We start from the raw sequence: 24,304 nt of genomic DNA, 5'->3' as shown, positions 1-24,304 counted from the left end.
TATTTATGTCATAAAGAAGGATGCATCATGCTCGATCCCAAAAAAATTGAACAAATCGCCCGCCAGATCCAGGATTCCTTACCAAAGGGAGTTAAAGAGTTTGGTGACGATATAGAGAAAAAATTACGGATGATTTTGCAATCCCAGCTTGGCAAACTTGATTTAGTTAACCGCGAAGAATTTGATATTCAAACTCAAGTTTTGCTCCGTACTCGTGAGAAATTAACAGCAATGGAACAGCGTTTAAGTGAACTTGAAGCAAAGCTTGAAGGTAAAAATACACCATCTGCTGATAACACGGTCAAGGAAGAGTAATTAGTCAGTTAATTGCCAATTAACCTCGACACCATTTTATCTCATTGCCATTCAATTAAAGGTGATCGTTAAAACGGTCACCAAATTCAAATAGAAACACTCAAAGCTATATATCATCAGCTCTAACACACCGGATTAATATCCTGACGCTTTCGGCGTTTCAAATTTCCCCCGAATTAGGCGAAAACATCCGGTGATGTTTATTCATTCCATACGAGGGGGAGTGATTAATGGGCTATTTTTGTGATGCATGTCACATTTTTTTATGTTAATAGGATAAATATCGTGATCTTATGGTCATAAAATTCAGATAACGAAACTCATCTGTTTGAAAACCGGTTTCCTGAGTTTGTCTCTACACTTCAACCTGGAGATATCATTGTCTGTGATGATATTTTTGGTATTGGCAGTTCAAGGGAACAGGCGGTGAGCACTTTGTTAGCCGTAGGTATATCTATGGTTATCGCTCCTGCTTTCGGGCGGATTTTTTTCCGCAACGCATGGAATCTTGGCTTGTTAGCGATTGAAGCCGACATTAAAGGTTTTCGTGAAGGATTAGCTGTTGAATGCTTAATTCACGAAGGCCGTTTTATCGCTGAAACGTCATTAGCGGATTTTTATCCACCATCTGAACAAATGTTGGTTGTTGTCCGCGCAGGTGGACGACTCAATTACATTCTTAATCAATTGCCCGAAAACCCATCACTCAAAGGGAAGGAGCAGAGGATAATATGACACAGCATAAAGAAAAATTTGATGGTTTGGCTAAAAGTTATGATCGCTACCGCCCTCGTTACCCGCAGGCACTTTTCCGTGAAATTTGCCACTGGCTGCCTAAAGACAGGGCACTGTCTGTTGTCGATATTGGTGCAGGAACCGGCATTGCTCTCGAAGGGCTGGCAAATCTGCTTGGTCAGCAACACCACTGCACTGCCATTGATATTTCGCAGGATATGATTGACACCGGTAAACAGAAACTGCCATGGGTCAGTTGGTTACATGGCCGTGCTGAACAGCATCTAACCAATGTGGGTAATCCTGACCTGATCATAGCAGCACAATCTTTTCAATGGATGGATCGAGCAACGGTATTAAATCTGGTCAGAAACAGTCTGGCAGATAATGGCATCATAGCGATCCTGCAAAATAACCGAGATTACCGGCATAGTGAATTTCTGAATGAGTATGAAAATCTGCTGGAAGAATTAAGCCCTAACTATAGCCGTCACTATCGGGATTTTGATTATGTGCAGGAATTGAATACTGCATTCCTGCATGAAAATGTCCTCCATATTACACTCAATACCTGCTGGAGTATGCCTATTCCCGGCGAAGCATTTATCGGGATGAGTCGTTCATCGACTCAAGTGCAACGTGCTTTAGCTGTCCACGGTGAGTTATTTATTGAAAGATTAAAAATGCTGGTGGATAAATATCAATTTGAGGGGAAATTGGCAATTTTATATGAAAGCCAACTGTTTATGGTTGTTAAGCAGGTTAATTCTGGAAACCAATAATGTCAGAAATAGCGATCAGCTTCTCTATACCAACTGAGAAAGATATCAAGGGCGGATTCGACTATAGATATTATTTTTAATATGTTAAATTATGCTTACAAGAATTAATACCGAACCTCATATTAAGGGTAGACCCAACAGTTGAGTCACCAGCCGCCATGTTGCCACCGGAAAACTCCCAATATGAGGTTTCCGGTTAGAAAAGTATCCGACATGGTTTACCGTGTATTTTTGGCGGTGCGAGATGAGGCTCTGGCGAGTGGGCACCGGAAAACAAGTGTTTTGCGTCAACCTGCGCCAGTACTAGCTTTCCATCAAATGGCGGTTCATAGTGTAACTGTTGATTCTACCCCTATCTATTGAGTTAACATCATTTGAATAAAAAACTAGGATGGTAATCTTTATGTCATACATGATCTATTTAACTTTAAACGGCAAGAAGCAAGGTTTAATCTCCGCAGGGTGTTCAACACTTGATTCTATAGGGAATCGGTATCAAAAATGGCACGAAGACCAAATACAGATATTGAGTCTAGACCACTCGATAACTAGAGATCAAAATGTTAGTCATCACCCAATACAATTCATAAAACCAATAGATAAATCATCTCCATTATTGGCTATGTCTATAGATTGTAACGAATTATTGAATGGCGAATTTATATTCCTCCGAACAAGTCAAGCAGGGCAATTGGAATTGTTCTATGAAGTAAAAATTATAGAAGCTACAATTGTTGATATATCTTGTGTTTACCCAAATTCAATAAACAATAATGAAAAAATGCCATATGAAAAAGTACAGCTAAAATATAAATCTATCACATGGAATCATATAACAGCCGGAACATCAGCTTATAGCATATGGAATGAACGAATTTATTAAAAACATTAACTAAGCATATAAAATATGCTTAGTTAGATTTAAATGCAAAATAAGCAGTAAATAATAAAACAACAATGATACCTACCACAGTTAACAAGCCCCAATGATTTGGGAAAACAATAAACACAAAAAGAGACCAACTAAAAACACATAAAGTTGGAATAAAAGACCATATTATATAAGAATAAACCTCCTTTAGCCATGACATTATTTCTCTTCTTAACCATCCTTTACTAAACATATCTTAGCTCCTAACTAACATGACCTACAGTTCAGTTATAACCAACGATTTCCATTATAGCCAAATAAACATCATCTATATTACTCCCTTTTCCTTTTTGTATTGCAGTCATGCCTTCTTTAAATAAAGGTTCAAAAATAAAATACAACATCTCTATCTCATTAGCATAAAAAGACCAATATAAAACAGGACATTCTCTTTTTAACTTATTCGCAGATACAGCTGACTTATCAAAATAACCATAAAATTGAAACGCTAAAGTGATCGACATTCCAAGCTTCTTAAAGCCTTCCCTAATAAATGCTTTTTTAATTACTGCTACATAAATAGCTTCTGTTATAGCAGAAACAACAGCATTTTTTGCCAACCCTGATGTCTTAAATTTAGCTACTAAATACATCATATTGGCAGACGAACGAACTAATTTTTCATGCAGTTCATTTAGAAAAGCCTGATCATGCTCATGAGGCTCCAATAATTTATCTATGTAAATATCAACAAACTTTTTTATAACATTATTCTCAAATAAACCTCCTTTGGCTACCGACCGCGCCGCGAGAAAAATCCTCGCATCTTCTCTATTTATTCTTTGGTTTACATCATCATAACCGTCAAAAAAATATGAAGTTCTCCATAAAGCCCTCTGCCCTCCTTTTCCTATGGTGTGCATTGTTTCCTGTGCAACTTCCCTTACACCTTCAACCGCCTTTTCTAATCTTAAAGCAAAATCAGTTTGAGCTTCTTTTAAAATTCTTTGAGCTTCTTGTATAGCATTTTCATGGCTGTTACTATCGAATTCCATATATAACCTCAATCAATGATTAACTTTGCTTTCTTCAAATTTTAATATTAACTCTCTACCATTCGAAACACGCATTTTAATCATCTCAGTTTGAGTTACTGATAATAACTTAAAGCAGAACATCATCATTACAGCCAATTTATCCTCAGGTCTCACTGAACTATTAACCATGATATTATTTACTTTTTGCATCAAATCATCTTTCTCATCCATACAATATCTCCATTTTTAATTAAAAAATCAATATAACACATCCACATAAAAAGTGACTACATCATCAACCAAATCATTAAAAAAGGACAATAATTGACATTAATTTCCTGCAAAAGAAAATACAAACTCCAAACATTTTATTTTAGTCTATAAAAAATAACCGATGGCATAAAAATGTGTGAGGAACTTATACGGCAACCGCCTCTATCAAATAATGTTCCATTTCTTCACCTAATTTTATTCCCGGATACCAATGCTCAAATCGGGTTTTAAATCATCATTGAGTACCGCTGTGCGTGTCTGAAGTAAATAATGCGCACCTTGTTGGCTCGATTTGGTAAACCAACAACAATTGGTTGCCCGACCGGAGCCTGTCAATTAAAGGTACGGTCATAAAGATCAAACTCCAAAGCCATTAATTAAAATACCCACAAAACACAAGGCAGGCTTTAAACTGTTATTAAACTTCATTTTTTTAACTGATGATTTTAATCGGTATAAAGTTTTAACCGTTTTTTTACCCCTTTTAACGCCTGCTTTTTATTAAGTTTAATCATCATCCGCTATCATGTTTTACGTTTAACTGTAGTGGTCTAATAAAACCTTAAACCTCTCCACTTTTTATCTTTACCAACGCTGTTTTACCCACCTTTTTCAGAGTTTAAATCCTGCCACATTAACCGTTTTATCCCTTTTTTATTGCATTGTTTTTAGGGTTTTATTCGTAAAATAACCGTCGATAAAACGCTTTAATACCTGTTCCGTTCGGATAATATTCTTTTATATGTGGATTTCTTTTCAACTCTCTTTTAACGGTTAATCATTTCCGATTAAATACCATTAAATCCGCAGCTAAAAACTCGCATTTACCGAGTTAAATCCGACCTTGATAAAAAAGCCAAAAGCTTTAATACCTTTTCACTTGCATTTTTAAATACTCATGGCAGGTTAGGTAAATGTAAAATAAATCGTGTGTAAAATCACGGGTAAATGAATTAAATATGGCAAGATAAACAAAGTTAAATCCCGCCCTGCCCTGCTCACAAAACCATGCCGCTGGAGTGTTCTCTTTTTCACTCCAATCGGCATGCTCCGGCCAGTACTTTATTTCCCAACAAGCTCTGTTTTATAACGAGTCATTCACTGCTTTTTAATCGCCTTGATGATGTTGGTTGTTGAAATACCCTTTTCAAAGTTCAGCACTTTGACTTCACCACCCGCCGCCCAAACTTCTTCACTGCCAGCGATCTCCTCAGGCTGATAATCACCTCCTTTCACCAATACATCCGGCAAAACATCGGCAATCAATCGCTGCGGTGTGTCCTCTTCAAACAGAACAACCCAATCCACAGCTCCCAGAGCAGATAACACAATCATTCGCTGTTCTTGTGGATTAACAGGGCGAGTCTCACCTTTCAGCCGCTTGGTAGAAACATCACTATTAACAGCAACAATTAGCCGATCACCCAGTTTACGAGCATTCTCCAAATAAGAAACATGACCAGCATGCAGAATGTCGAAACAACCATTGGTCATCACAATCTTTTCGCCACGCTGACGAGCATGAGCAATGGCCTGTTTAAGCTGAAATTCACTCATAATACCAAAACCCGTTTCAGCACGGCCCCGAACAGCATTCTCTAACTCAATTGGCGAAACCGTCGAGGTTCCCAATTTGCCAACCACAACACCCGCTGCGGCATTCGCCAGAAAACAAGCTTCATGCAATGGTCTTCCAGCCGCAATCGCGGTTGCCAACACACCAATCACCGTATCGCCGGCACCAGTAACATCAAACACTTCCTGCGCCTGTGTTGGCAAATGTAATGGTGGCTGATCAACGCTCAACAAACTCATCCCCTGTTCAGAACGGGTGATCAGTAATGCCTGTAGATCTAAGTCCTTAACCAGTTTAGTGCCTTTCTCAACCAATTCGTCGTCATCTTTGCAGTGGCCCACGACCGCTTCAAATTCAGACAAATTCGGCGTGAGTAAAGTTGCACCACGATAACGCTCAAAATCACTCCCTTTCGGATCAATTAACACCGGCACGTTAGCATCGTTCGCCAGTTTGATCATTTTCTGGACCCGGCTCAACGCGCCTTTGGCGTAGTCAGATAAAATCAATGCGCCGATATGAGGTAACGCCTGTTCAATGCGCTCAAGTATCGGTTGCGCATCGACGTTATCGAAACCTTCTTCAAAATCCAGGCGGATTAACTGCTGGTTACGGGAAAGTACCCGCAGTTTGGTAATTGTCGGATGAGTCGGCACAGCAACAAAATCACAGCGCACGTTAACACTACTCAGTTTTTTATCCAGTGCACGCGCCGCGTCATCAATCCCTGTCAAACCAACCAAATGTGAATTCGCCCCAAGAGCAGCTATATTCATAGCAACGTTGGCCGCCCCTCCCGGACGTTCCTCAATGGTATTTACTTTTACTACAGGTACCGGCGCTTCCGGTGAAATCCGACTGGTTGGCCCATACCAATAGCGGTCTAACATCACATCACCAACGACTAAAACACCCGCATGGTGAAAATCCGGGAGTGTCACTTTCATCCCCTACTCCAAATATCAGATATTAACTGGTGATAAATATTACCATAGCTCAGGAAAATGCCAGTAAAATCCATGCACCAAACCGCTATAACCCGTTATTGTTCACCCAACCATTGCTGCCAGCTATGACCTACCCGCTCCTGCTGTTTTCGGAAACAATCAGCGGGTACTCGGCTGGAAAACACCTGTAACGCCAAATGATGCAATTCATCACGCATGGAGACATAAGCCTGAGTTAACGCGGCAGCTTCATCTTCATCCATAATTCCATAAGCCGCCATTAACTCAAAAATCCGTACATTATCCGACCAGCGCGTCAGGCGTTCATTTTCAGAGGCGTAACGCAGTACCAGATACTGTGCAATAAATTCGATATCCGTGATCCCACCCGGATCAGCTTTAATATCAAATTGATCTGAATGGCCGCTGCCTAAATGTTTATGCATCTTCTCCCGCATTTCCCTGACTTGCTGACGTAATAAAGCCGGTTCTCGGCCCGTGCATAACGTCTGGTGGCGTATCCGCTCAAAATCCTGATGCAAATTTTCATCGCCAAAGACCATACGGGCGCGGACCAATGCCTGATGTTCCCAAGTCCACGCGTCATTCCGCTGATAATCAGCAAACGCTCCGATGGTACTGACTAACATTCCTGATTCGCCCGAAGGTCGCAGGCGGACATCTACGTCATACAACACACCAGAGGAAGTTCGGGCACTGAACAGGTGCATAATGCGTTGGGCAAGACGCAAATAAAATTGCCGGGCATCAATCGATCGATCACCATCAGTCATGACATCCATCGGGCAATCCAACAGGAAAACCAAGTCAAGATCGGAGCCGTAACCCAGTTCCCATCCCCCCAGTTTGCCATAACCAATTACAGCAAATCCCAACCCTTGCCGCTGATTCAGATGTGATGGAATACCATAGCGTTTTGCCATTTGTCCCCACGCCTGTTGAACCACCGCCTCAATAATTGCCTCGGCCAAATAAGTCAGATGATCACTCACTTTCATCACCGGTAACACGCCGGTGATATCCTCCGCCGCAATCCTCAGTAATTGCGCCTGTTTAAACTGGCGAAGAGCCTCTAATTGCTGCTCTTCATCATCTTCTGGTATCCGTAACAAATATTGCCGCAGCTCATCTTTATAGGCAGTCAGTGGTAAGGGTTTATTCAGAAATTGGGGATCAAGCAGTTCATCCAGCAACAAGGGGTGGCGGGCAAGCTGAGTGGCAATCATCGGTGAAGCCGCACACAGCCGGATAACGTGTGTTAGTACGGCTTCTGATTCCAACATCAGTTCCAGATAAGTTGTGCGGCTGACAATGCTCAACAACAGCGGAATAACCCGCTCCAGCACCGTATTGGTATCTTGTCGCAAGCAAACTTTTGCCAACAAACGTGGCATCAGATGATCAAGGACGTCACGTCCGCGAGGGCCAATGGTTCTTTTTCCCACATCCTGACGGAATACAGCAATGATATGTAATATCTGCTGTGCAACTGATCCATCCAAATGCGGAGCCAGCATGATTAGCTCTTCTTTTTCGAGACTTTCCAGCCATAAACTCTTAAATGGCACATGACCCGCTTCTTCTTCATTGTTATCACTGTCATCACCAATTAATTGCGTGAAGATGACCCGAACAGCGCCCATCTTGCTGTTCAATGCAATCATCAACTCATCCCAGCTTTCAAATCCCATTCCCCACGTCAACCGTGAACGGTTCAGTTCATCTTCCGGCAACGTCTGAGTTTGCAGATCGTCAATTGACTGTAAAAGATTTTCCAGCCGCCGCAAAAAGAGGTAACTGTCAGCAAGTTGTTCTACCTGTGATGACGACAAAAGCTCCAATTTTTCTATTACTTGAAGCGTGGGTAACAGCGCCGGAGATTGCAGACACAGCTCACGGCCACCACGAATAAGCTGGAATACTTGCGCGATAAATTCAATTTCACGGACACCTCCCGCCCCCAGTTTGATATTGTCTTTCAAACCACGGCGACGAACTTCACGTTCAATCATCCCTTTCATGTTTCTCAGAGACTGAATCACACTGAAATCAATATAACGGCGGAAGATAAACGGCCTTAACATCCGGCGTAATTCGTCACAATACGATTCGCTGCCAGCGCCCATAATTCGCGCTTTGACCATCGCATAACGCTCCCAATCACGTCCCTGTTCCTGATAATAATCCTCCAATGCGGCAAAACTGAATACCAGTGGACCACTGTCGCCAAATGGGCGCAAACGCATATCAACCCGATAAACAAAACCATCCACCGTTTGCTGATCGAGCACTTTGATAAGACGCTGCCCCAAACGGGTAAAAAACTGAGCGTTGTCCATTTCACGGCGGCCACCGCAGGTAATACCGTCTTCAGGATAGGCAAAAATCAGATCAATATCGGAAGAGAAATTCAGCTCGCCACCGCCAAGTTTCCCCATGCCCAGAATTAACAGGGGTTGTGGTTCGCCCTGATCATTGCAAGGGGTTCCCCAATCCTGACAACAACGCGGATACAACCAGTCACGAGCAGCAATAATCAGCGTTTCAGCCAACATACTGAGCTGTTGCAACGTCTCCTGAGTCGTACTGCGGTGCAACGCCTGTAACCAGGCGATTCTGACCAAAATTTTGTTACGGAACTGACGTAAAACCCGCATCAGGGTATTTTCATTCTCTACTGATGAAAGTCCCTGTTGCAGCCATTCCGCGTATTGATGACACTCCTGCGCTTGCGGTGGATTCTGGCGGATTTCGGTTAACCATTCTGGGTGAATTTGCAGATTATCAACAACAAAATCACTCAGTGACAACACAGCCTGCTCATGAGGAGCAAGATCTTTAACACGCAAAGCCAGTTCCTGAAAATGCTTGGCCACACTCTGTAACTGAGCCAGAAGCGGGGTCGAAAGTGGCAACATAGAGAATTCCTGTTATTCAAGCAGTGAGACGAACTAACCACATAGTCAGTGCTAACTTACATTGCAAATAGCTCGAGCTGTAACACAGCGTTTCAGCCACTGTTTCCGCTGCTGATAATGTCTGGTCAATAGCCATCCATTGATTATCCAACAGTTCCGACCTGCTTATCGGTTCATTAACATAGTCGATCATCCGCTGAACTAAAGTGAGTACTTGCTTCAAACCATGCCGACCTTCTGATAAGCCAGCCAGCCAGTACTCTTCCTGCTCTTGCCAATGGGTCAATATTGACGAAAGTACAGCAGGTAATGGCTGCTGCATATCAATTTCTGTTGGAACAGAAGTCAAAACGGCCTTTGGTTTCCCCTGAGCTAATTGATAACCACGAGCCGCTTTACTTTTATTTCCCTGTCGCAAGCCGTCTGACTTTGCCAACTCAACGGCCAACGCTAATACATCCGTGACAGTTCCCTGTTTCAGCTCCAGCTCAAACTCACAGATTGGCTCTTTGCCGTCTGCTGCAATGATTTCTCCCTGATCAAGCACAACTTCAATCTCACTTTGCCCGTAAGTAACCACCCACTTCTCGCGCATAAAGTCAGTGCTGAATAACGCATTTAAACGAGATTGCAGCGCTTCTACATCACAGTTTTCAGGCCAGATATGAGGAGGAAACAATGTCAACGCCAGTTCCGGTTTTGACAATGGCACATTGTATTCCGGTCGCTGATGCAGCCCACCGATCACTTTCCCGGCGGTTTTGATTGTCATCTCATACTGGTCGTCAAAACCACGGATACGCAATCCCATATCAAGACCGCGCAGTTGGTTCTCCGCCGTTTCAAAATAGATATTGGTCAACTTTTGCGGCGCAAAGTAGTGATGAGGAAATAACAATAATTGCTGACGGATGACAGGAATAGCTCGTGGTTTAGCGGTAAGTTTTAATTCAATTTCAACACTCATATCTGCACCATTGATGGCAATTTTTGGTTATTATCTTACTCTGCTTTCTCTTTTTTCTATGATTAAGTGAAAAAATTAACATTTTCTCTTTGCTGAAAGTTATGATAGTAATTGGCAAAACACGTGCTGTTAAACAAACAACCCGTAAACCCCGTATTCGACCCGTTAAGATAATTCCTATTTCGGTTTACTGTTTGCTCTAGCAAACTTAACTCTTTACTATCAAGCTCTAAACTCACCATAGATAAAGAATAGTTGAAATGACAATGCGAAAATTACATTTACTTCTTACAGCGCTATTCAGCCTGAGCTTTTCGCTTACTGCCCATGCGGAAGAAAAGCGCTATGTATCTGATGAGTTATCTACCTACACACACGCTGGGCCGGGTAACAAATATCGTATTGCTGGCACGCTGAATGCTGGTGATGCAGTCACATTGATAAGCATCAACCAAGACAGTAATTACGCTCAGGTGAAGGATGATAAAGGCCGTCTTGTCTGGCTGCCCGTTAACCAACTCAGTGATAAACCGAGCTTGCGCACCCGCCTCCCGGAGATGGCGCAGGAAATCAAGATATTGACGGATAAGTTAGCCAATATAGACAATAGCTGGAATCAGCGTACTGCCGATATGCAACAAAAAGTTGCAAACAGCGATGACGTTATTGCAGGACTGAAAAAAGAAAATGAACACTTGAAAAGTAAACTGATTGTGGCAGAGAAAAAACTCGATGCTGCGAATCTGCAACTTGATGACAAACAACGCAATATCATTCTGCAATGGTTTATGTACGGCGGTGGTGTTGCAGGTGCAGGTTTAATTTTAGGGCTGTTACTGCCACACATGGTTCCGCGTCGTAAACGTAATGACCGTTGGATGAGTTAATTTAAGGAATATTCAGGTGAGAATCTATCTGGTTGGCGGTGCAGTACGCGACCGCCTGCTAAATTTTCCGGTGAAAGAACGGGATTGGGTTGTTGTTGGTGGGACTCCGGAAGAATTATTGTCTCAAGGATATCAGCAAGTTGGCAGAGATTTTCCGGTGTTCCTGCATCCCAAAAATCATGAAGAGTACGCGCTGGCACGCACTGAGAGAAAATCCGGTTCGGGATATACGGGTTTTACCTGTTATGCCGCGCCGGATGTCACACTGGAAGATGATTTGCTACGCCGTGATCTGACCATTAACGCGATTGCTCAAACATTCGAAGGCGAGCTTGTCGATCCTTACCGTGGGGTTGATGATTTAAATAATCGTATTTTACGCCATGTTTCCAATGCATTCTCAGAAGATCCACTGAGAGTATTACGAGTCGCCCGTTTTGCCGCCCGTTTCGCCCATTTGGGATTTACCATCGCACCAGAGACATTAACGTTAATGTCAAAAATGGCAACCAACGGAGAGTTATCAGCACTCACACCCGAGCGTGTCTGGAAAGAGACAGAAAAAGCCCTTTCCACCCATTCACCGCAAGTTTTTTTTCAGGTTTTACGTGATTGTGGTGCATTGGCGGTACTGTTTCCTGAAATTGATAATCTGTTTGGCGTTCCCGCACCGGAAAAGTGGCATCCTGAGATTGATACCGGTATTCACACATTGATGGTGTTGAAAGTTGTCGCTGAGCTGACAGATGAAGTAGATAGCCGTTTTGCTGCTCTATGCCATGATCTTGGCAAAGGATTGACACCGCCGGAACAGTGGCCTCATCATTATGGACATGGGCCAGCAGGCGTTAAGTTAGTCGATCAATTGTGCCAACGTCTGCGTGTGCCTAATTCTGCCCGTGATCTGGCAAAACTGGTCGCTCAATATCATGACTTAGTGCATACCGTCGATCAATTGCGGCCAAAAACATTGCTTAAGTTGTTTGATTCTGTTGATGCGTGGCGTAAACCTCAGCGAATAGATCAGTTGATTATCACCAGTGAAGCAGATGCGCGGGGTCGTACCGGTTTTGAAGATACCCCCTATCCACAAGGTCATTATCTGCAACAGGCATTTAAGGTTGCCAGCCAAGTCCAGGTGAAAAGTATTGTAGACAGCGGCTTGCGTGGTGCGGATATTGGTGATGAGTTGCGACGCCAGCGTCAGCAAGCGTTGGCTGAATGGAAGCAACAACAAGATTAGTATTGTTGTCTGAAAGATCAAATATTCGGTGCATCCCCTGATATCAAACGTTGGATGATATCTGAATTAAATCGATATCAGGGGAATCATTCACTACATAAATACCCAGTAAACAGCGGCGGCGACAATAAAGCGGTAGATAGCAAATGGGAGGAAAGACATACGTTTAATCAATGCCAGGAAGGTTTTAATTGCGATCAATGCGACAATAAATGCAGTAATAAAACCGACAGCAAACATTGGGATATCAGAAACGGTCAAAAAATGCAGGCTTTTATATAAATCCAGCCCACTCGCCCCCATCATCATCGGTACTGCCAGAATAAACGAGAACTCTGATGCGGTATAACGGTTAACCCCCATTAGCATTCCACCCGAAATTGTCGCGCCTGAACGAGAGAATCCCGGCCACAATGCCAGACACTGGAAGCAACCAATCATAAAAGCCTGACGATAAGTAATATCATCCAGCCCTTCTGCTTTCGGTGTTTTAGGTTTCAGAATTTCTGCGGTAATCAGTAACACACCACCAATAATCAAGGCGTACATAACACTCTGTGGGTTAAACAATGATTTAATAGTATCGTGAAACAGTAACCCAAGTGTCACCGCAGGTAACATCGCCAAAAGAATGTGGCTCAGTTTCAGCTTACCGTTGGTTTTACCTTCGTGAGGAACTTCACCAAAGTGAATACCAATTAACCCAAACAAACGACGCCAAAATACCACTACCACCGCAAGAATCGATCCAAGCTGGATAATGACTTCAAATGTTTCAGCTTTATCGCCGGTAAACCCCAACAAATGACCAATGATGATCATATGGCCCGTTGAGGAAACAGGAAGAAACTCCGTCAGCCCTTCAACAACACCAAGAATAAATGCATGAAACAAGGTAGAAAAGTCAGTCATATAGAGAGATCGCACTCCATTAAATAAATCTCCAAAACAGGTAGCACAGATGGATCCAGCTACCATTTTTCCATTGCCATTAATCAATTGACATAATTATCACGCCTGGCAATGATGTATGCCAGCCTATGCAAGAATAATGACAATAATATGACAACTGAATTCACTGCTGATCGGATTATTTTTTTCTCTCAATAATAACACCGACCTGACGAGCCTGTGCCACTGCCCCCGGCTTAGTGACTTTTATCCGTACCCATGGCGAATTAAAGCGGTCTAATAGCAGATCAGCCACCTCTTCCGCGACTCTTTCAACCAGAGCAAAATTCTGATTTTCTACGTGGTTGATAATCGCTTTGCTAACTTCGGCGTAATCCAGGCAATGTTCGATATTATCGCTGGAAGATGCGCGTTTATTATCCCATCCCATTTCGATATCGAACACTAACTTCTGTTTAATGGTCTGTTCCCAATCGTAAACACCAATGGTGGTGATGACAGCTAATTCCTCAATAAATACGATATCCATCACGTCGCTTTCCTGTTTTTCAACTTGTCGGATACCACTTCCGACTAAATATGCGTATTATCCATGACTAGGCTAAGAAAACGACCATTATTATTGGAGAGACATTATGAGTGCTATCGCGCTTGGCATGATTATCTTCGCGTATCTTTGCGGTTCAATCTCCAGCGCAATACTTATCTGTCGTCTGGCTGGGCTGCCGGATCCCCGCCAGCATGGTTCAGGTAACCCAGGAGCGACAAATGTATTGCGGATTGGTGGCCGTAGTACTGCGGCAGTGGTACTGATTTGTGATGTTCTGAAAGGTATGGTCCCAGTCTGGCTGGCTTATCAGCTTAATGTTCCCCCTTTTTATCTGGGAATTACGGCAATAGCGGCTTGTCTCGGCCATATTTATCCGATCTTTTTCCATTTTAAAGGCGGTAAGGGAGTAGCAACGGCTTTTGGTGCTATTGCCGCAATTGGCTGGGATCTGATGGGTTTGATGACAGGTACCTGGCTGTTGACAGTATTACTGAGTGGTTATTCCTCTCTAGGCGCAATTGTCAGCGCCTTGATAGCCCCTTTCTATGTCTGGTGGTTTAAACCTGAATTTACTTTTCCGGTTGCCATGCTCTGCTGTCTGGTACTGCTCCGTCACCATGATAATATCCAACGCCTGTGGCGCGGCCAGGAAAGTCGTATCTGGAACAAGCTCAAAAAGAAAAAAGAGATGACTGAGGAAGAAAAAATTCAGGCAGAGCAAGGAAAAGAAGATTAATAATATTGCCAAATAAAAAACCAGCTACTGATTGAGTGACTGGTTTTCTATTTTCACTGTATAAAAGATTTATAATGCAGGTAATTCAGACAGTGGCCAGCGGGCTTTAACCGTTACGCCAAGAGCGTCGCTGACTCCGCCTTTCAGGCGGATCATACCGGCAAGCGCAATCATAGCGCCGTTATCTGTACAGAATTCAGGACGCGCATAAAATACTTCGCCGCCCAATTTTGCCATGACCTCTTTCATTCTGGCACGCAATGTGAAGTTGGCGCTGACGCCACCGGCCATGACCAGCCGCTTGAACCCGGTCTGTTCAAGCGCTCTTTTACATTTAATCGCTAATGTATCAACAACCGCATCTTCAAAAGCGCGGGCAATATCTGCTCTGGTCTGTTCATCATCACTGTTGTTGCGAATCGTATTAGATGCGAAAGTTTTCAGCCCCGAAAAACTGAAATCCAACCCAGGGCGATCTGTCATCGGACGAGGAAACACAAAACGCCCGGCTTCCCCTTTCTGCGCCATATTGGAGAGTAACGGACCTCCCGGATAATCCAGGCCAAGTAATTTAGCTGTTTTATCGAATGCTTCACCTGCGGCGTCATCTATCGATTCACCAAGCAGCTCATATTCACCAATACCGGTTACGCTAATAAGCTGAGTATGACCACCGGACACAAGCAAAGCCACAAACGGGAATTCAGGGCTATTATCTTCCAGCATCGGAGCCAATAAATGCCCTTCCATATGATGAACAGGAATCGCAGGAACATCCCAGGCAAATGCCAGAGAACGGCCAATAGTCGCCCCCACCAATAATGCACCAACCAGACCAGGACCTGCGGTATAAGCCACTGCATCAATATCTTTACGGGTTAATCCTGCCTCTTTCAAAGCAGCCTGAATTAAGGGAACTGTTTTGCGGATATGGTCACGTGAAGCCAGTTCAGGCACAACACCGCCGTAATCAGCGTGCAATTTAATCTGACTGTATAATTGATTCGCTAATAAACCGGCTTGATCGTCATAAATTGCGATTCCGGTTTCATCGCAAGACGTTTCTATACCTAAAACTCGCATTACACTACCTATATTCCACAGAAGAGAATCAGTTTATCATTAATAAGATAATTTGCGCGGTTTACATGCTGACTATTTTTACTGTTTAGTCTATAATCAGTAGTCTATGTAAAATCCCTGTGTGGTTATCATCAATATTTACGGAACTGATTGGCAAATTTCGCTGCAAGTCACCATTGTAATGTTGTTGTTTCAATTTGCTTCTGCGCTTTACAAAGCCATGTTCATTGAAGTAAAATTCCGCACCATTTTAAGATGGCTGGCATCCCACGCCAGCAAGACCGATTTCTATTGAGGTGAGAGGCACATGCCGGTAATTAAAGTACGTGAAAACGAGCCATTCGATGTAGCACTGCGTCGCTTTAAGCGTTCCTGCGAAAAAGCAGGTGTGTTAGCAGAAGTTCGCCGTCGTGAATTCTATGAAAAACCAACGACTGAACGTAAACGCGCTAAAGCTTCTGCTGTAAAACGTCACGCTAAAAAGCTGGCTCGTGAAAACGCACGCCGCACTCGTCTGTACTAATCCTTGCGGTTGATCCGCATAGTGATTGAATTTGCAGACAACAGTAGTTGCAGATAAAGGCCGTGCTTTCCGAAAGGGAGCGCGGCTTATTGTCGTTCATCAACAGGCGTAAAAAGGGCTTATGGCTGGACGAATTCCGCGCGCATTTATCAATGATTTATTAGCTCGTACCGATATTATCGACCTGATCGATGTTCGTGTGCCACTTAAAAAACAGGGTAAAAATCACCACGCGTGCTGTCCGTTTCATAATGAAAAGACACCTTCATTTACTGTTAATGGCGATAAGCAGTTTTATCATTGTTTTGGTTGTGGCGCTCACGGCAACGCTATCGATTTTCTGATGAATTACGATAGACTTGAGTTTGTCGAATCTATTGAAGAATTGGCCGCGATGCATGGGCTGGAAGTCCCTTATGAAGCAGGCTCCGGCAGCAGTCAAATAGAACGCCACCAAAGACAAAATCTTTATCAGCTGATGGATAAGCTTAACAGCTTCTATCAGAATTCACTAAATAGCTCCGCTGCACAACAAGCCCGGCAATACCTGGCTCAACGTGGACTTAGTGAAGAGATTATCCACCGTTTCTCAATTGGCTTCGCTCCCGCAGGCTGGGATAACGCTTTGAAACGGTTTGCCCGCAGCACGGAAGATCGTCAACAGTTAAATGACGCCGGTATGCTGGTATCTAATGATAATGGCCGTACATACGACCGTTTCCGTGAACGAGTCATGTTTCCAATCCGTGACCGTAGGGGGCGCGTGATTGCATTTGGTGGGCGGGTTCTGGGAGATGCACTCCCAAAATATCTCAACTCACCAGAAACTGAAATTTTCCATAAAGGTCGCCAGCTATACGGCCTCTATGAAGCGCAACAAAATCACAGTGACCTTTCACGGTTATTAGTGGTTGAAGGTTATATGGATGTGGTGGCTCTGGCACAATTTGGTATTGATTATGCCGTTGCCTCGTTAGGTACTTCGACGACATCGGAACATATTCAGTTACTTTTCCGTGCTACTGACAACATTATCTGTTGTTACGATGGCGACAGAGCGGGACGTGACGCAGCATGGCGAGCATTGGAAACAGCACTGCCTTATCTTAATGATGGTAGGCAGTTACGTTTTATGTTTTTGCCTGATGGCGAAGATCCTGATTCACTAGTTCGTAAAGAAGGCCGTGAAGCATTTGAACAAAGAATGGGGCAATCTCACACATTGTCTGAATTTCTATTCGAATCGTTATTGCCACAAGTTGATTTGAGTAATCCTGAAGGGAAAACAAAACTCAGTTCACTATCGGTACCATTGATTAACCAGATTCCAGGGGAAACTCTGCGCCTCTATATGAGGCAAGAACTCGGCAATATGTTAGGTATTCCCGATGCAGTGCAGTTGGAACGTTTATTACCACAGCGTTTGGAAAGTGGGAATAATTATCAGATGCCGCAGCTAAAACCGACAACTATGCGTATACTTATAGGACTGTTGGTACAAAACCCACACTTAGCGGCTTTAGTTCCCCCGTTGCAGGGAATTATGCAGGCCAAAATTGCAGGCTTGCCATTGTTTATGGAGCTTGTAGAGGTTTGTCTTACTCAGCCAGGGCTGACAACTGGACAGCTGCTAGAACAATATCGTGATAATAAATTTAGTAAACAACTTGAAAAATTAGCTGCATGGAACGATATACAAGTAGAAGAAATAGCAGAAAATACATTTCGTGACGCGTTGGATCATCTCGTTGATTCAGCGTTAGAAGAACGTTTAGATATTCTTATCGCCAGGGCAAGAACCGAAGGCCTGACACCGGAAGAGCGCGAAGAAGTTCGCTTGATTAATGAATCCCGTGCCAGAAAGTAAACACTGAATTCACGGCTTAAATGCCGCATTAGGTAGGGAAATAACCCTACATTTTGCCGCGATAAGTGGGCAGCGGCAATACAACGAAAACGCCCCTGAAAGTTATTGTTGGCAGATTAGTTTCGCCGACCGACACCAACCCAAATACTCTGAAGTGTGGATACCGTCTTATGGAGCAAAACCCGCAGTCACAGCTAAAGCTACTTGTCACCCGTGGTAAGGAGCAAGGCTATCTGACCTATGCTGAGGTCAATGACCATCTGCCGGAAGATATCGTCGACTCCGATCAGATCGAAGATATCATCCAGATGATCAATGACATGGGCATTCAGGTAATGGAAGAAGCACCTGATGCCGATGATCTGATGCTAGCAGAAACCACTAACGACACAGATGAAGACGCTGTGGAAGCTGCTGCGCAAGTCCTGTCTAGCGTTGAATCTGAAATCGGTCGTACCACCGACCCAGTACGTATGTACATGCGTGAAATGGGTACCGTTGAGTTATTGACCCGGGAAGGTGAAATCGACATTGCTAAACGCATTGAAGATGGCATCAATCAGGTACAGTGCTCTGTTGCTGAATATCCTGAGGCAATCACCTATTTACTGGAACAGTATAATCGTGTAGAAGCAGGTGAAGCCCGCCTGTCAGATCTTATTACCGGTTTTGTCGACCCGAACGCAGAAGAAGACCTCGCACCTACCGCTACTCACGTTGGTTCTGAGCTCCCACAGGAAGAACTTGATAATGATGAAGACGACGAAAGTGAAGACAGTGACGAAGATAGCGATAGTGATGATGACAACAGCATCGATCCGGAATTAGCTCGCCAGAAATTCCGGGAACTGCAAGAACAGTATGAGATCACCCGTCAGGAAATTAAGAAAAATGGCCGTAACCATCCAAATGCGGCTGCTGAAATCTTAATGCTCTCAGAAGTTTTCAAACAGTTCCGTCTGGTGCCAAAACAGTTTGATTATCTGGTCAACAACATGCGTTCTATGATGGATCGCGTTCGTCTTCAAGAACGTCAAATCATGAAAATGTGTGTTGAGCAGTGCAAAATGCCGAAGAAAAACTTCATCACTCTGTTCTCCGGTAATGAAACCAGTGACATTTGGTTCACTGCTGCAAAAGCAATGAACAAACCGTGGTCTGAAAAATTACTTGAAGTTGAAGAAGAAGTACAACGTAGTCTGAACAGACTTCGTCAGATTGAAGAAGAAACCGGTTTAACCATTGAACAGGTGAAAGATATCAACCGCCGGATGTCCATCGGTGAAGCAAAAGCTCGCCGTGCGAAAAAAGAGATGGTTGAGGCCAACTTACGTTTGGTTATTTCAATCGCCAAAAAATATACCAACCGTGGTCTGCAATTCTTGGATCTGATCCAAGAAGGTAATATCGGTCTGATGAAAGCGGTTGATAAATTTGAATACCGTCGTGGTTACAAATTCTCAACTTACGCTACATGGTGGATACGTCAGGCGATTACACGTTCAATCGCCGACCAGGCACGTACCATTCGTATTCCCGTTCATATGATTGAAACAATCAACAAACTCAACCGTATTTCCCGTCAGATGTTGCAGGAAATGGGACGTGAACCAACACCGGAAGAACTGGCAGAACGGATGTTAATGCCGGAAGATAAAATCCGTAAAGTACTGAAAATCGCCAAAGAACCTATCTCAATGGAAACCCCGATTGGTGATGATGAAGATTCACATTTAGGTGATTTTATTGAAGATACAACGCTGGAACTGCCGCTGGATTCTGCAACTTCAGAAAGCCTGCGTTCAGCCACCCACGATGTTCTGGCGGGCCTGACTGCTCGTGAGGCAAAAGTACTGCGTATGCGTTTCGGTATCGATATGAATACTGACCATACACTGGAAGAAGTCGGCAAACAGTTCGATGTCACCCGTGAACGTATCCGTCAGATCGAAGCGAAAGCATTGCGTAAACTGCGTCACCCAAGTCGTTCTGAAGTGCTCCGTAGCTTCCTTGATGAATAATCAACAATTTTAAGTCATGCTAACTGAAAAGCGTCTGCTTCGGCGGACGCTTTTGTTTTTTATAAAGGGAGATGATTAATATAATCACATATAAAAATATATTGATCATCGGGATAATAATATGACCCGATAACGCCAAAGATCTTATTAAAAATTAATCCAATGATTTATAAAAACGTTAAATAAGCCATAAAAACAACCAATATATACCGCTATCCCCTTCTACTACTTAATAAAAACTTAATTTTGTATACAAAGTGATCATACGAGTTTGCAAAGCTAGACCGCAAGCAAAACTGTACGTATAATCCTTCCCATCCAACGGCCCCTTAGCTCAGTTGGTTAGAGCAGGCGACTCATAATCGCTTGGTCACTGGTTCAAGTCCAGTAGGGGCCACCAGATTTTCGCTGATAAATCAGTGCATTAGGCCACTCAAACAAGAGTGGCTTTTTTGTTTCTGGTAGTCAGTGGCGACAAAATGGCGACAGAGATTTTTTCATAAAGCCATTACCCAGATGAAAACACACTAGCCAGCTTCAATTTCTGAGCAGAAAGTTAGGCTATTTATCAACCTTTTAACATCATCTTAACATTATCACTTTTTCTACCCTTATTCCTGCTTCTTCTTGAAGATAATGCGAGAAACATAGATCAAATTTAAAAGCTTGTTCTGGACACCGAATAGAATCACAAATTGCCAAGACTTCAATTCTGTGTCTATGCAATTTTTCTGTACTTAAAACATTGGCTGGTTTCTGACAATAAGGACAAATAATGAGCTGACTTAGTGAAATACTCTTCTCCCTGCCTATATAGCATCACATACATCTTGTGCAACAAACCAAAGATTGCCATTTTTAATCAATGTACGTACTTGCTGATTTTCAAAAATGAATGGAGTTACGGATAGACTAGCCATTGCTGACTCCTTACTTTTCTTTGAGAATTGGGTTTACCATTTAAGAATATGGTGTCGGGAGGCTCAAAACGGCAGTAAGAAACCGCGGACTTATTCCCCTTGCGGGTGTTGTATTAGTCGCCCTCCCAACATTGAATCAGAGAGATGATAGCCGAATAGCTACCATTAAAAATTAGGCATAAAAAACCCAACACTAACGGGGTTGGTTTTGACCGCTTACTTGAGGTTTTGAGTCCCCATGCATAAAACGATAATAAATTGTTTTCAGAGGATCAACTACAATTTTCTATGTGCATTAAGATCTAGTCTCCAATACGATTTGATCTTGACTGTCGTACTATGTACGAATATCATATTTCCATATATAGGCAAGGATGTTTTTTATGGAATATCTGGTTTTTATTGAAACTCCCGTATTTAGTAGAGAACGAGCAGAACTGTTAACCGATGATGAATTTAAGCTATTACAGGATCACTTACTAAAGAATCACGAGCAGGGTAGTACCATCAGCGCTACTGGAGGATGTAAAAAGATTCGTTGGCAGCGAGAAAGGATAGGAAAACGTGGCGGAGTAAGAATTATCTACTATGCCATAACCAAAACTGGGAGGCTCTATCTCCTTTTGATTTACCCTAAAAATAAAAAAGATGACTTAACTCCAAAAGAAAAAGAGGTACTTAAAGCCATCAGTAACAAATTACAGTAATTAACACCGCGCAGATACGCGGCAATGTTCATACAACAGGAGAGACTATGGACAAAAAACTTTTTAACGATCTGGTTGAAAGCATGAATCAGATGGTAGCAATTGAAAAAGGCGAACTTTCTGTTTCTGATGAAAATATCCATTACCATCGCCTGCCTGATGTAAAAAACTTACGTGAAACCTTTGGCTTAAAACAAAGTGAATTTGCCGAAGCTGTTGGCGTTTCTGCATCTCTAATTCAAAGCTGGGAACAGCACCGCCGCATTCCTTCTGGTTCATCACTGAAACTACTTAAGATGCTTGAACGTAATCCTGCGCTTATTAATGAATTAAGCACACTTTAATACTTTCACTTTCTCCTTGTCATAATGCAAAAGGATAAAATAATTTCAGTTCTGTATATCCTGTAAAGCCGCGCTCTACCTGATTTCTATGATAAAGCACGGCTTCCTTTCGTGATCTTCTTTTTCACGTAAAATAGAATTTTTCCTTTAATATCATTGCATTGTAATTATCTTCGTGATCCTCTTTTGATCCAAAACGTGCAGGCGGGTGCGGTGTAGTGCGTTACGTCAGGTTTACTTTTATTTCGTGGGGATTGTGCAGCATGAGCGCGACGCAGATGACGTTGCGTGCATCTGATTGCGTTTTATGAAGGGTAGAAAATTAGGCACAGTAGCTTGATCACAGGTGGTAAATGTTAAAGGCCATCGGGAGGTTACCCCGATGGCCTTAGCTACGTTTCCGTTATCTATTTCAGAAATGCACGGATCAATTCTAAAAGTGCAACTAACGCTTTAAGAACCAAGCTGCTTGCTAAAGTTTCTGTGCGATAACGCTATAGGTCGAGACATAGTTTTTCACCTGACCGATCAAGAAATTTTCAGCTAACACACGAAGCTCCTCTAAAGCACCATTAACACCTTCAGGAAAATTTCGTTCGATGTTGGCCTTAACATCCAGCAGCCAATGCACTACATCAGCATTAGACGGCAATACTCTCATATCCTTAATGATAAAACCGCTTTCCTCTAACACTTGTCTGAAATAAGCAGACTCTTTACGATTACCACAAGCGAGGCGATCGATGATGTCAGGAGTATCCGATTTATAGGTGCCTAGATCCACATTATAGAGATTGTCAGAAATAATCACCCGGCCACCAACCTCCATGCGTTTGGACAATGCACGCATGGTCTTTTCATACAGCAAATTAGGAAAATGCGAAATGACACCACGGATAATCACCAGATCATAAAGCTCTTGTGGATCAGGTAAACGATCAATATCCTGTGCATTACATAGATATAGATTGATACGCTTGGACAGCCCATGTTCTGCATGAAACTTGGCACAATACCGCAATTGCTGCTCGCTGATGTTAACCCCATCCAAGCGAGCACACTCCGGGAAGCGTTCAGCCAGATACTTCAAGATATAACCCCAGCCACAACCAATATCCAAAATGCGCCGAATCGCAGGCCGCTCTATCTTTGTCTCCAGACCAGCCAATAGCAGTTGACGATCAAAATAACGAATACCTGATTCATCCAGTGAAATTGGTGGTTTTGAAGCGGGATCATCATAAACACCAAACTGAAATAACAGCGTATTACCAATCACTTTGCGCCAACGCTCTGGATCTTCACAATAAGTTTGCACTACTTTGCTTTCATAATCGTTGGTGGTTTCCCCACGGATGATGTGATAAGGCTGGGCAGGATCAATATCAGTGTACAACATGTTGTTTAAGATACTCATGATCTATCATCCAATTTTGCGGTTATCCGATAAATTACATTGCCATCAGAGCTGCCTTTGCCAATCTTCAACACCTTGATTCGAAAGGCTATAAACGATTTCTTTAAACCAAACTGTATATTTCCAGGGAGCTTTATCAATTAACGCTTTCAATTCCAGCGAATTAACCCATTTATAATCAGATACTTCGTCAGCGTTAATTATCGGCTCTTTATCAAACCTCCCAATGAAAACATGATCATATTCGTATTCAATCAAATTATTAGGTAGTGTTGCGTGATAAATAAATGACGAAACCTTTTTCAATGGGCAGTCAAACCCCATTTCCTCACCAAGCCGACGGTGTGCAGCTACCTCCAGCGTTTCTCCGATTCGAGGATGTCCACAACAGCTATTAGTCCAAAGTCCTGCCGAATGATATTTGTTCACCGCCCGCTTCTGTAGGAGTAAATTTCCTTTACTATCAAAAACAAATATAGAAAAGGCCCGGTGCAACATACCTTTTTTGTGAACATCCATTTTTCCCGCTGAACCAATGGGATTGTCATGTTTATCAACAAGAATAAGCATTTCATCCATTGCTAATGACCTTTTGGAAGTGAAGGAATCTACAAAATGAGTAAATATAAATTAACAATAAAAATAGAATTTA

23 protein-coding genes and 1 tRNA gene are annotated in these 24,304 nt (G+C 42.8%); 13 read left to right on the top strand and 11 right to left on the bottom strand.

Features of this window, described 5'->3' with window-relative positions; genetic code table 11:
- Window positions 1-27 precede the first annotated feature (27 nt).
- The 4 genes from ubiK (at window position 28) to C5471_RS07050 (ending at window position 2,715) form a co-directional block, all read left to right on the top strand.
- Entirely contained in the window at window positions 28-315 is a 288-nt protein-coding gene (gene ubiK / locus C5471_RS07065; protein WP_133815512.1) for a ubiquinone biosynthesis accessory factor UbiK, read from the top strand.
- 324 nt (window positions 316-639) lie between these two features.
- Window positions 640-1,050 carry a 3-isopropylmalate dehydratase small subunit gene (locus C5471_RS07060; protein ID WP_242688611.1) on the top strand — a complete coding sequence of 137 codons (411 nt, stop codon included), beginning with the start codon at window positions 640-642 and terminating at the stop codon, window positions 1,048-1,050.
- A complete protein-coding gene (locus C5471_RS07055) occupies window positions 1,047-1,832 on the top strand; it encodes a class I SAM-dependent methyltransferase (protein ID WP_133815513.1) in 786 nt (261 codons plus the stop codon). Before C5471_RS07060 ends, C5471_RS07055 begins: the two co-directional genes overlap by 4 nt.
- A 403-nt stretch (window positions 1,833-2,235) precedes the next feature.
- On the top strand, window positions 2,236-2,715 hold the full coding sequence (locus C5471_RS07050) for an Hcp family type VI secretion system effector (RefSeq protein ID WP_133815514.1): 480 nt from the start codon (window positions 2,236-2,238) through the stop codon (window positions 2,713-2,715).
- 28 nt (window positions 2,716-2,743) lie between these two features.
- On the opposite strand, the gene C5471_RS07045 is transcribed toward C5471_RS07050, so the two are convergent.
- The 6 genes from C5471_RS07045 to C5471_RS07020 form a co-directional block, all read right to left on the bottom strand.
- Window positions 2,744-2,956, bottom strand: coding sequence for a hypothetical protein (locus tag C5471_RS07045; protein ID WP_133815515.1), 213 nt, complete (start codon window positions 2,954-2,956; stop codon window positions 2,744-2,746).
- A 31-nt stretch (window positions 2,957-2,987) separates the two neighbouring features.
- Complete coding sequence (locus C5471_RS07040) at window positions 2,988-3,758, bottom strand: hypothetical protein (RefSeq protein ID WP_133815516.1); 771 nt, start codon at window positions 3,756-3,758, stop codon at window positions 2,988-2,990.
- A gap of 12 nt (window positions 3,759-3,770) precedes the next feature.
- Complete coding sequence (locus C5471_RS07035) at window positions 3,771-3,971, bottom strand: hypothetical protein (RefSeq protein ID WP_133815517.1); 201 nt, start codon at window positions 3,969-3,971, stop codon at window positions 3,771-3,773.
- A gap of 1,140 nt (window positions 3,972-5,111) precedes the next feature.
- A complete protein-coding gene (gene hldE, locus C5471_RS07030) occupies window positions 5,112-6,536 on the bottom strand; it encodes a bifunctional D-glycero-beta-D-manno-heptose-7-phosphate kinase/D-glycero-beta-D-manno-heptose 1-phosphate adenylyltransferase HldE (RefSeq protein ID WP_133815518.1) in 1,425 nt (474 codons plus the stop codon).
- Window positions 6,537-6,631: 95 nt separating this feature from the next.
- Window positions 6,632-9,475 (bottom strand): bifunctional [glutamate--ammonia ligase]-adenylyl-L-tyrosine phosphorylase/[glutamate--ammonia-ligase] adenylyltransferase, encoded by a 2,844-nt coding sequence (gene glnE, locus C5471_RS07025; RefSeq protein WP_133815519.1) that lies wholly within the window; start codon window positions 9,473-9,475, stop codon window positions 6,632-6,634.
- Between the two features lie 16 nt (window positions 9,476-9,491).
- Window positions 9,492-10,442 carry a CYTH domain-containing protein gene (locus C5471_RS07020; RefSeq protein ID WP_133815520.1) on the bottom strand — a complete coding sequence of 317 codons (951 nt, stop codon included), beginning with the start codon at window positions 10,440-10,442 and terminating at the stop codon, window positions 9,492-9,494.
- 266 nt (window positions 10,443-10,708) lie between these two features.
- On the opposite strand from C5471_RS07020, the gene C5471_RS07015 reads away from it, so the two are divergent.
- Window positions 10,709-11,329: a TIGR04211 family SH3 domain-containing protein gene (locus C5471_RS07015; protein WP_133815521.1), complete on the top strand. Its 621-nt coding sequence runs from the start codon at window positions 10,709-10,711 to the stop codon at window positions 11,327-11,329.
- A gap of 16 nt (window positions 11,330-11,345) precedes the next feature.
- Complete coding sequence (locus tag C5471_RS07010) at window positions 11,346-12,572, top strand: multifunctional CCA addition/repair protein (RefSeq protein ID WP_133815522.1); 1,227 nt, start codon at window positions 11,346-11,348, stop codon at window positions 12,570-12,572.
- 93 nt (window positions 12,573-12,665) lie between these two features.
- Here the strand turns inward: C5471_RS07010 and bacA are convergent, their stop codons facing one another.
- Together bacA and folB are read right to left on the bottom strand one after the other, a co-directional pair.
- Window positions 12,666-13,484 (bottom strand): undecaprenyl-diphosphate phosphatase, encoded by an 819-nt coding sequence (gene bacA, locus C5471_RS07005; protein ID WP_133815523.1) that lies wholly within the window; start codon window positions 13,482-13,484, stop codon window positions 12,666-12,668.
- A gap of 178 nt (window positions 13,485-13,662) precedes the next feature.
- Window positions 13,663-14,013 (bottom strand): bifunctional dihydroneopterin aldolase/7,8-dihydroneopterin epimerase, encoded by a 351-nt coding sequence (gene folB / locus C5471_RS07000; RefSeq protein WP_133815524.1) that lies wholly within the window; start codon window positions 14,011-14,013, stop codon window positions 13,663-13,665.
- A 106-nt stretch (window positions 14,014-14,119) separates the two neighbouring features.
- Here folB and plsY point away from each other — a divergent pair, with 106 nt between their 5' ends.
- Window positions 14,120-14,770 carry a glycerol-3-phosphate 1-O-acyltransferase PlsY gene (gene plsY / locus C5471_RS06995; RefSeq protein ID WP_133815525.1) on the top strand — a complete coding sequence of 217 codons (651 nt, stop codon included), beginning with the start codon at window positions 14,120-14,122 and terminating at the stop codon, window positions 14,768-14,770.
- Between the two features lie 69 nt (window positions 14,771-14,839).
- Here plsY and tsaD read toward each other — a convergent pair whose 3' ends face one another.
- Window positions 14,840-15,853 (bottom strand): tRNA (adenosine(37)-N6)-threonylcarbamoyltransferase complex transferase subunit TsaD, encoded by a 1,014-nt coding sequence (tsaD, locus tag C5471_RS06990; protein WP_133815526.1) that lies wholly within the window; start codon window positions 15,851-15,853, stop codon window positions 14,840-14,842.
- A 307-nt stretch (window positions 15,854-16,160) separates the two neighbouring features.
- Here tsaD and rpsU point away from each other — a divergent pair, with 307 nt between their 5' ends.
- The 6 genes from rpsU to nadS all read left to right on the top strand — a co-directional run bounded on the left by rpsU (window position 16,161) and on the right by nadS (window position 22,235).
- Window positions 16,161-16,376, top strand: a complete 216-nt coding sequence (gene rpsU / locus C5471_RS06985; protein ID WP_001144069.1) for a 30S ribosomal protein S21 — start codon at window positions 16,161-16,163, stop codon at window positions 16,374-16,376.
- Window positions 16,377-16,497: 121 nt separating this feature from the next.
- Window positions 16,498-18,243 carry a DNA primase gene (gene dnaG / locus C5471_RS06980; protein WP_133815527.1) on the top strand — a complete coding sequence of 582 codons (1,746 nt, stop codon included), beginning with the start codon at window positions 16,498-16,500 and terminating at the stop codon, window positions 18,241-18,243.
- A gap of 170 nt (window positions 18,244-18,413) precedes the next feature.
- Window positions 18,414-20,264 carry an RNA polymerase sigma factor RpoD gene (gene rpoD, locus C5471_RS06975; protein WP_133815528.1) on the top strand — a complete coding sequence of 617 codons (1,851 nt, stop codon included), beginning with the start codon at window positions 18,414-18,416 and terminating at the stop codon, window positions 20,262-20,264.
- Window positions 20,265-20,587: 323 nt separating this feature from the next.
- Window positions 20,588-20,664: transfer RNA gene (locus C5471_RS06970), tRNA-Ile, on the top strand.
- Window positions 20,665-21,567: 903 nt separating this feature from the next.
- Window positions 21,568-21,891, top strand: a complete 324-nt coding sequence (locus C5471_RS06965) for a type II toxin-antitoxin system RelE/ParE family toxin (protein WP_133815529.1) — start codon at window positions 21,568-21,570, stop codon at window positions 21,889-21,891.
- 47 nt (window positions 21,892-21,938) lie between these two features.
- Window positions 21,939-22,235: a NadS family protein gene (gene nadS, locus C5471_RS06960; RefSeq protein ID WP_113044380.1), complete on the top strand. Its 297-nt coding sequence runs from the start codon at window positions 21,939-21,941 to the stop codon at window positions 22,233-22,235.
- Between the two features lie 472 nt (window positions 22,236-22,707).
- Here nadS and C5471_RS06955 read toward each other — a convergent pair whose 3' ends face one another.
- Window positions 22,708-23,652: an SAM-dependent methyltransferase gene (locus C5471_RS06955; protein WP_166295740.1), complete on the bottom strand. Its 945-nt coding sequence runs from the start codon at window positions 23,650-23,652 to the stop codon at window positions 22,708-22,710.
- A gap of 45 nt (window positions 23,653-23,697) precedes the next feature.
- Window positions 23,698-24,231 carry an isopentenyl-diphosphate Delta-isomerase gene (gene idi, locus C5471_RS06950; RefSeq protein ID WP_133815530.1) on the bottom strand — a complete coding sequence of 178 codons (534 nt, stop codon included), beginning with the start codon at window positions 24,229-24,231 and terminating at the stop codon, window positions 23,698-23,700.
- Window positions 24,232-24,304 lie beyond the last annotated feature (73 nt).

The sequence above is a fragment of the Photorhabdus tasmaniensis genome (genome assembly GCF_011189505.1).
GTDB classification, from domain to species: Bacteria; Pseudomonadota; Gammaproteobacteria; order Enterobacterales; family Enterobacteriaceae; genus Photorhabdus; species Photorhabdus tasmaniensis.
The sequence above is the reverse complement of the archived record's forward strand: the minus strand, read 5'-3'. Positions and strand labels throughout refer to the sequence as shown.

Bases quoted from the DNA above. Each gene is read 5' to 3' on its own strand.
- C5471_RS06965 (WP_133815529.1), top strand. From the start codon at position 21,568: ATGGAATATCTGGTTTTTATTGAAACTCCCGTATTTAGTAGAGAACGA.
- dnaG (WP_133815527.1), top strand. From the start codon at position 16,498: ATGGCTGGACGAATTCCGCGCGCATTTATCAATGATTTATTAGCTCGT.
- C5471_RS07050 (WP_133815514.1), top strand. From the start codon at position 2,236: ATGTCATACATGATCTATTTAACTTTAAACGGCAAGAAGCAAGGTTTA.
- C5471_RS07020 (WP_133815520.1), bottom strand. From the start codon at position 10,442: ATGAGTGTTGAAATTGAATTAAAACTTACCGCTAAACCACGAGCTATT.
- C5471_RS07045 (WP_133815515.1), bottom strand. From the start codon at position 2,956: ATGTTTAGTAAAGGATGGTTAAGAAGAGAAATAATGTCATGGCTAAAG.
- bacA (WP_133815523.1), bottom strand. From the start codon at position 13,484: ATGACTGACTTTTCTACCTTGTTTCATGCATTTATTCTTGGTGTTGTT.
- ubiK (WP_133815512.1), top strand. From the start codon at position 28: ATGCTCGATCCCAAAAAAATTGAACAAATCGCCCGCCAGATCCAGGAT.
- rpsU (WP_001144069.1), top strand. From the start codon at position 16,161: ATGCCGGTAATTAAAGTACGTGAAAACGAGCCATTCGATGTAGCACTG.
- tsaD (WP_133815526.1), bottom strand. From the start codon at position 15,853: ATGCGAGTTTTAGGTATAGAAACGTCTTGCGATGAAACCGGAATCGCA.
- hldE (WP_133815518.1), bottom strand. From the start codon at position 6,536: ATGAAAGTGACACTCCCGGATTTTCACCATGCGGGTGTTTTAGTCGTT.
- plsY (WP_133815525.1), top strand. From the start codon at position 14,120: ATGAGTGCTATCGCGCTTGGCATGATTATCTTCGCGTATCTTTGCGGT.
- idi (WP_133815530.1), bottom strand. From the start codon at position 24,231: ATGGATGAAATGCTTATTCTTGTTGATAAACATGACAATCCCATTGGT.
- rpoD (WP_133815528.1), top strand. From the start codon at position 18,414: ATGGAGCAAAACCCGCAGTCACAGCTAAAGCTACTTGTCACCCGTGGT.
- C5471_RS06955 (WP_166295740.1), bottom strand. From the start codon at position 23,652: ATGAGTATCTTAAACAACATGTTGTACACTGATATTGATCCTGCCCAG.
- folB (WP_133815524.1), bottom strand. From the start codon at position 14,013: ATGGATATCGTATTTATTGAGGAATTAGCTGTCATCACCACCATTGGT.
- nadS (WP_113044380.1), top strand. From the start codon at position 21,939: ATGGACAAAAAACTTTTTAACGATCTGGTTGAAAGCATGAATCAGATG.
- C5471_RS07040 (WP_133815516.1), bottom strand. From the start codon at position 3,758: ATGGAATTCGATAGTAACAGCCATGAAAATGCTATACAAGAAGCTCAA.
- C5471_RS07015 (WP_133815521.1), top strand. From the start codon at position 10,709: ATGCGAAAATTACATTTACTTCTTACAGCGCTATTCAGCCTGAGCTTT.
- C5471_RS07035 (WP_133815517.1), bottom strand. From the start codon at position 3,971: ATGGATGAGAAAGATGATTTGATGCAAAAAGTAAATAATATCATGGTT.
- C5471_RS07055 (WP_133815513.1), top strand. From the start codon at position 1,047: ATGACACAGCATAAAGAAAAATTTGATGGTTTGGCTAAAAGTTATGAT.
- glnE (WP_133815519.1), bottom strand. From the start codon at position 9,475: ATGTTGCCACTTTCGACCCCGCTTCTGGCTCAGTTACAGAGTGTGGCC.